The following is a 6,467-nucleotide window of genomic DNA, read 5'->3' on the forward strand; positions in this document are numbered from 1 at the left end:
ATTTTTTGCAATGAATTTGTATTTACAGTAACAAATCTAATCGACCTATATTGTGTGTCTCAGTAGCGAAAAAGTAAATATCGGTAAAGATTAGGCAACCATCAGTGTCAGAAAAGCGTCTACAATATGCTGCCATAAGATTTAAAAAAATCATAAAAATAAAAGTGATAAGGTAGCAGTAAGATATGGGGATTAAACGTCAGGCATGGATAGATAATAAAAATACTCATGCAACTGAAACAAACTCTGGGCTAAACCGTCGGCAGTTTCTACGTCGAATCGTTGTGAGTGCAGGCACAGCAGTATTAGCGAGCCAAAGTATTTCTCAAGCGCTTGCAGCCAGTCCTATCGAGTCTGGTCATAGTACGCAGCTGACTAAAGATGATCTGCCAACTTCGTTGTTGGATAATCGCTCATTAGCACAAACGTCACAGGAGTCACTGACGCAGACAGGTTGTATCACGCCTACGATTGAGACGCGACTTTTTGCTAGCTCCAATGTCGGTGGTAGTGATGAGCGTAATCAGTTGGCATTAGATCGGGTGGCTTGTGCTGGGTTTAAAGTAGAAAATCCTGCTATTACCAATCGTCAGTACTTACGCTTTGCGGGAACGGACTCACAGCGTGCTAGCGATTTTCAAAACCTTGCCACTGGGGCAATAGCCGTGCCAAAGCTGCTGCTAGGTGTGCGCGGTGGTTACGGTGCCATGCGTATATTGCCTATGGTGGACTGGGCGACGCTAGGACACATTATGAAGGAGCGCGGCACGATACTCGCAGGATTCAGTGATGTAACGGCTATTCAGTGTGCGCTATTGGCAAAAGGGTCAATGAGCACGCTTGCCGCGCCGATGCTCTATAGTGAGTTTGGCAAAACTGCGCCTGACAAGGTCAGCTGTCAGCAGTTTGTTGAAGCACTAACTAACTCCAATCTAACTATCAGCATACAAGATACCTCGCTAACCAGTCAGCAGCTACCTGCCATACTGACAAAGAATGAGCCAAAACCATTAACTGGTACGATTTGGGGTGGTAACTTAAGTGTCGTGTCAGCGCTGGCAGGTAGTGAGTATTTACCGCGTATTGATGGTGGTATTGTGTTTTTAGAAGATGTTGGCGAGCAGGCGTATCGTATTGAGCGCATGTTATATGACTTATATCTCGCAGGTGTGTTTAAAAATCAGCAAGCGATTGTATTTGGGGCCTTGTCTGGTACGGGCGAGGACAGCTATGACAAACGTTATGATGTCGCCACAGTCATTCGTCAGTTGCATGAATTAACAGGATTGCCGGTATATAGTGGTATGCCTTTTGGTCATATCGGCAAAAAATACAGCTTTCCGCTAGGAGCGACTTGCCAGCTTATACCTAATACAGATGGTGGCTATCAGTTGGTATTTACCGATTATCCAACTATTAAAGCTGATGCTATCCAAGTAGAAGGCTTGTGGCAAAATGCTTAAACGCTAAGCACTGTTCTTTTTAAATAGCCAACCGCGAAAACTTATCTTGATATTCTTTAGGTGTCAGCTCTGTCGCACGTTTAAATAGACGCGTGAATGAAGAGATATCATCATAACCTACTTGATCGGCAAGCGACTTGATCGATACATCGCCCAACTCAAGTAAGCGTTTGGCTTGTTCAATTCTGACGGCCTGAATATATTCAATCGGTCGCATCGCCACGCAGGACTGGAAGCGCCTGTTTAAAGTGCGCGGGGTAATGTTTACCATAGCGGCTAAACTGCTGACCTGCAAAGAATGTTGAAAGTTCTCTTCGATATATTCTTGTACTTGTTTAATCAAATGGTCCGAATGTGGCTTGTGTAAGGTTACATTGGTATAGCTATTTTGACTGCCTCTTTTGCTATCGATGATTTGGGTTTTTGCTACCTGCGTAGAAATCTCACGTCCGCAGTAACGCTCTATCAATAATAGCCCCAAATCATAAAAGGCGCTGCCACCAGCTGCACAAAATATATTGCCTGACTGGTTTGTTGACTCGCTTCTTGAATGGGTCACAAACTGATTTTCTTGTAAGTCCACGAGTGGAAAGTCTGCCTTAAACTTATTGGCGTAGCCCCAGTGTGTAGTGGCTATCTTATGATCTAATAATCCCGCCTTTGCCAAAAAAAATGCACCGCTACAATTGCTTGCTATATCGGCCTTGGTATTCGCAAGTCGTACTAGGTGCGGCAGCAGCTCATTGTTTTGCTTCAATACCTTATCAATAGAATCGCCAATGGTTGGCACAAGCAATAAGTCGCACTCTGTCACGTCTCGGATATCACAGTGGGCTTGCATGATTAACCGATTACTACACCTGATATCACCGCCACCCAAGCTTGCAATCTGTACATTAAATCGTGGCTCTACAGACTCATTCGAAAAGCGTTGCCAGCTAACCCCTGTGAATGAAAACAAGTCCAATGCGCCAGAGAGCACACTGCCAAGTACCCCGTCGAAGCCAAGAATAATCATTTTAAAAGGTTTGAAATAGGGCATAAGTCACTCGTTTCCTTTGCTGTGCTTACCAAAATAGCCATTATTTGGCTGATTTTAACCGGTTAGACACTCTGTTTATGTCTTATTTGACCATAATTATGTCATAAATGACAATACGGACAGGTATCAAATTAGACTAATATCAATTGATAACCAAATTTAATTAGTTAATGAGAATACTATGGCCGCAGATACCCTCCTAAACGATTTTGAATTACCTTTCCAATTGTATGATGTGCTAGGCACAGAATCACTCACCGAGCACGCAAAGTTCTCAGAACATAGCCGTGAGACATTTGATGCTGTGCTAGAGACGGCAAATAAGATTGCGACAGATTTATTTTTGCCACACAACCATATCGCAGATAAGAACGAGCCGCAGTTCGATGGCAAAAAAGTCAGCATGATAAGTGATGTGAAAGTCGCTTTTGATGCGTTTCGCGAGTCTGGGTTTATTGCTGGTCGTTATAGTTTCGAAGACGGCGGCATGCAGTTACCTGAGACGGTTATGACTGCTGTGGCAGGCTATTTTATGGCAGCCAATCCATCAACGACTGCCTATCCATTTCTGACCACTGCGGCAATCAACGTCATCTCGCATTTTGCTAGCAATGATATCAAAGCAGCCTTTATGCCGCGCATGCTGACAGGTGAGTTCACCGGCACCATGGCACTGACTGAGCCACATGCAGGTTCATCGCTTGCCGATATCAAAACCATCGCGGTAAAACAAGACGATGGCTCGTACCGCGTCAAGGGCAGCAAGATTTATATTTCAGCAGGTGATCATGAGCTATCTGACAATATCGTGCATTTGGTACTGGCCAAAGTACCAGGTGGCCCAGGTGGCGTCAAAGGTATCTCTTTATTTGCCGTGCCTAAATATCGCTTGAACGCTGACTTGTCTGTTGGCGAGCGTAACGATGTACATCTGACTGGACTGATTCATAAGCTTGGCTATAGAGGTGCAACTTCTACGGCATTGAGCTTCGGTGACGAAGGCGATTGTCATGGTTATTTAATCGGCGAAGAGCACTTTGGCTTGCGCTATATGTTCAAGATGATGAATGAGGCACGTATCGCTGTCGGTTTTGGCGCTTCTATGATTGGTTATCGTGGCTATCAGTATTCGCTAGATTATGCCAAAGACCGTACACAAGGTCGCATTGCGCCAAACAATAAGCCTGAAGATGATGCAACGGCTATTATTCAGCATGGTGACGTAAAGCGCATGCTATTGGCGCAAAAAGCTTATTCTGAAGGCGGCATCTCATTATGTCTATATGGCTCAAACCTAATTGACCGTATCAACACTTGCGAAGACGAAACGCTAAGAAATGAGCTAACAGAGTTGTTGGATTTGCTAACGCCAGTGCTAAAAGCATGGCCATCTGAGTATGGCCCAAAAGCCAATGACTTAGGAATTCAAGTATTGGGTGGCGCAGGCTATACGCGTGAATATCAAGCTGAGCAATTTTGGCGTGACAATCGTCTAAATCCCATTCATGAAGGCACAAACGGTGTACAGGCGCTAGATTTGTCATTCCGCAAGTTATGGCAAAAAGGTGGGTTAGGCATTCAAATCCTAAAACGTGAAATTACAAAAGATTTAGAAAGCATCACGACACCTGAGAGCGCGCAACTTGCAGGCAAGCTGATGCCTTATATGGGTCAGTTGCATGAAGTGCTCGTGCATTTGGGTAAAGTGTTGCAGACAGAAGAAGCACTAACCCTTACTGGTAATGCTCAAGCATTAATGAATATTTTTGCCTCAATTGTACTGAGCTGGATTTGGATTCGCCAAGCCAGTAAAGCCGAGCAGCTGCTAAGTACGACGCAAGATGTCGAGCAGCAAAACTTTTACAAAGGCAAGATACAAGCAGCCAAATACTTCATCGATTGGGAACTACCATTAGTTAAACGTGACATCGAATTATTAACCAACACCAACTCGGTTTGCACTGATATGCAAGCGGACTGGTTCTAAGGACAACTCTAAGGAAAGAGACATGACAGCGATAAACAAACAATGGCGCCTAAAAGCAAGACCAGTAGGCGAGCCAAGTGCTGAGACTTGGGATTATACCGAGACAGAAATACCGACGATCACCGATGGTCAGCTACTGATTAAGGTTGAATACATCTCTATCGATCCGGCGATGCGTGGTTGGTTGAACGATGCCAAATCTTATATCGCGCCAGTACAAATTGGTGAAGTTATGCGCGCCGGTACTGTGGGTGAAGTGATTGAAAGTAAGCATGAGAAATTTGCAGTAGGTGACTATGTCGCAGGTCACGACGGCATACAGTCATATGCGGTCAGCGATGGTACTGGTCTGCATAAAGTTGATCCAAGCCTAGCGCCGCTGTCTTACTACTTAGGCGTCCTAGGTATGCCGGGTATGACAGGGTATTTCGGTCTGCTAAAAACAGGTCAACCAAAAGCAGGCGAAACGGTAGTGGTATCAGGAGCTGCTGGTGCGGTTGGTAGCTTGGTTGGTCAAATTGCTAAAATTAAAGGCTGCCGCGTCGTTGGTATCGCGGGCGGTGCTGAGAAATGTAAATTCTTGGTCGATGAGCTTGGGTTTGATGCGACGATTGATTACAAAAATGAAGATGTGAAAAAAGCACTAAAGAAAACCTGCCCAGACGGTGTCGATGTGTACTTTGACAACGTAGGCGGTGATATCTTAAATGACGTGCTTACTCAGATTAATCTACATGCGCGTATCGTTATTTGCGGGGCTATCAGCCAATATAACAACACCACAGCAGTAAAAGGCCCATCGAACTATCTATCACTGTTGGTCAATCGTGCTCGCATGGAAGGCATCGTGGTGTTTGATAATATCAAAGAATATCCAATCGCAATGAAGGATATCGCTGGCTGGATTCAGTCAGGTGATATGAAAGTAAAAGATCATATCGTTGAAGGTATCGAGACGTTCCCTGATACTCTAATGATGCTCTTTAACGGTGAAAATTTTGGCAAACTAGTACTTAAGGTAGAGGGATAGATCATGACACTGAATACAGATGGAGTTGCATCAGATGTAGCTGGCAAACGAATTTTGATCACTGGCGGTGCGTCAGGCATCGGCGCAGCCAGTGCATTACTACTAGCCAGTCGCGGTGCAAAAGTCGTCATTGGTGATATGGCAGAAGAGATGGGCGAAGCAGTTGCCAAGCAGGGTCAAGATGCTGGCAATAGTATCGTCTTCAAAAAAGTAGACGTGACCAGTGGTGATGAAGTGCGTGCGTTGTTCGACTTTGCAGTAGAAACGCTTGGTGGCCTAGATGTTGTGGTAAACAACGCTGGTATCGATCACAAGCCTTCACCAATGCACGAGCTAAGCGATGAGGATTTTGATCGTAATATCGCAGTGAATTTAAAAGGTGTGTGGCACTGTATGCGTGCTGCGGTCAATTGTATGCTGCCTAATGGCGGTGGTCATGTGATCAACGTCGCCTCTATTGCTGGTCTTCGTTCAGCGCCTATGATTTCAGCCTATAGTGCAGCTAAACATGGGGTTATGGGTCTGACTAAATCTGCTGCCCATGAGTATGCCCGTGCCAATATCCGTTTTAACGCGGTATGCCCAAGCTTCATTGATACGCCAATGGTTCGCAATACTATGGCAACGATGGATGAGCGTACGCAGCAAGCAACGATAAAGGCCAGTCCACTGCGCCGCCTAGGAAACGTCAGTGAAATTTCTAGTGCGATTGCGTGGCTTGCCAGCGATGAAAGCAGCTTTATGAATGGTCATGCCTTCACCTTAGATGGTGGTATGCTAGCGTAACCGTGAGCATTGAGCGCTCATTATTCAGTTCATTAGTGCTCGATAATCGCTGTTAGTTTCGACAGCGATTATCTGCGTTTAGTTATCTGCGTTTAGTTATCTGCGTTTAGTTATCTGCGTTTAGTTATCTGCGTTTAGTTATCTGCGTTTAGTTATCTG

General features: G+C 45.0%; 5 protein-coding genes. 4 read left to right on the top strand and 1 reads right to left on the bottom strand.

The features are described from left to right. The first annotated feature begins 185 nt into the window (after window positions 1-185). Window positions 186-1,463 (top strand): LD-carboxypeptidase, encoded by a 1,278-nt coding sequence (locus JMY00_RS07005; RefSeq protein ID WP_201579606.1) that lies wholly within the window; start codon window positions 186-188, stop codon window positions 1,461-1,463. Between the two features lie 19 nt (window positions 1,464-1,482). Here JMY00_RS07005 and JMY00_RS07010 read toward each other — a convergent pair whose 3' ends face one another. Further along, complete coding sequence (locus JMY00_RS07010; RefSeq protein ID WP_201579607.1) at window positions 1,483-2,505, bottom strand: helix-turn-helix domain-containing protein; 1,023 nt, start codon at window positions 2,503-2,505, stop codon at window positions 1,483-1,485. Between the two features lie 181 nt (window positions 2,506-2,686). Here JMY00_RS07010 and JMY00_RS07015 point away from each other — a divergent pair, with 181 nt between their 5' ends. The 3 genes from JMY00_RS07015 to JMY00_RS07025 are packed head-to-tail and all read left to right on the top strand — an operon-like array spanning window position 2,687 to window position 6,308. Beyond that, window positions 2,687-4,492: an acyl-CoA dehydrogenase gene (locus tag JMY00_RS07015; RefSeq protein ID WP_201579608.1), complete on the top strand. Its 1,806-nt coding sequence runs from the start codon at window positions 2,687-2,689 to the stop codon at window positions 4,490-4,492. A gap of 22 nt (window positions 4,493-4,514) precedes the next feature. Further along, window positions 4,515-5,522, top strand: coding sequence for an NADP-dependent oxidoreductase (locus JMY00_RS07020; RefSeq protein ID WP_201579609.1), 1,008 nt, complete (start codon window positions 4,515-4,517; stop codon window positions 5,520-5,522). A gap of 3 nt (window positions 5,523-5,525) precedes the next feature. Continuing rightward, entirely contained in the window at window positions 5,526-6,308 is a 783-nt protein-coding gene (locus tag JMY00_RS07025) for an SDR family NAD(P)-dependent oxidoreductase (RefSeq protein WP_201579610.1), read from the top strand. Window positions 6,309-6,467: the final 159 nt, after the last annotated feature.

Origin of the sequence: Psychrobacter sp. Pi2-52, assembly GCF_904846705.1 — a bacterium.
GTDB lineage: Bacteria > Pseudomonadota > Gammaproteobacteria > Pseudomonadales > Moraxellaceae > Psychrobacter.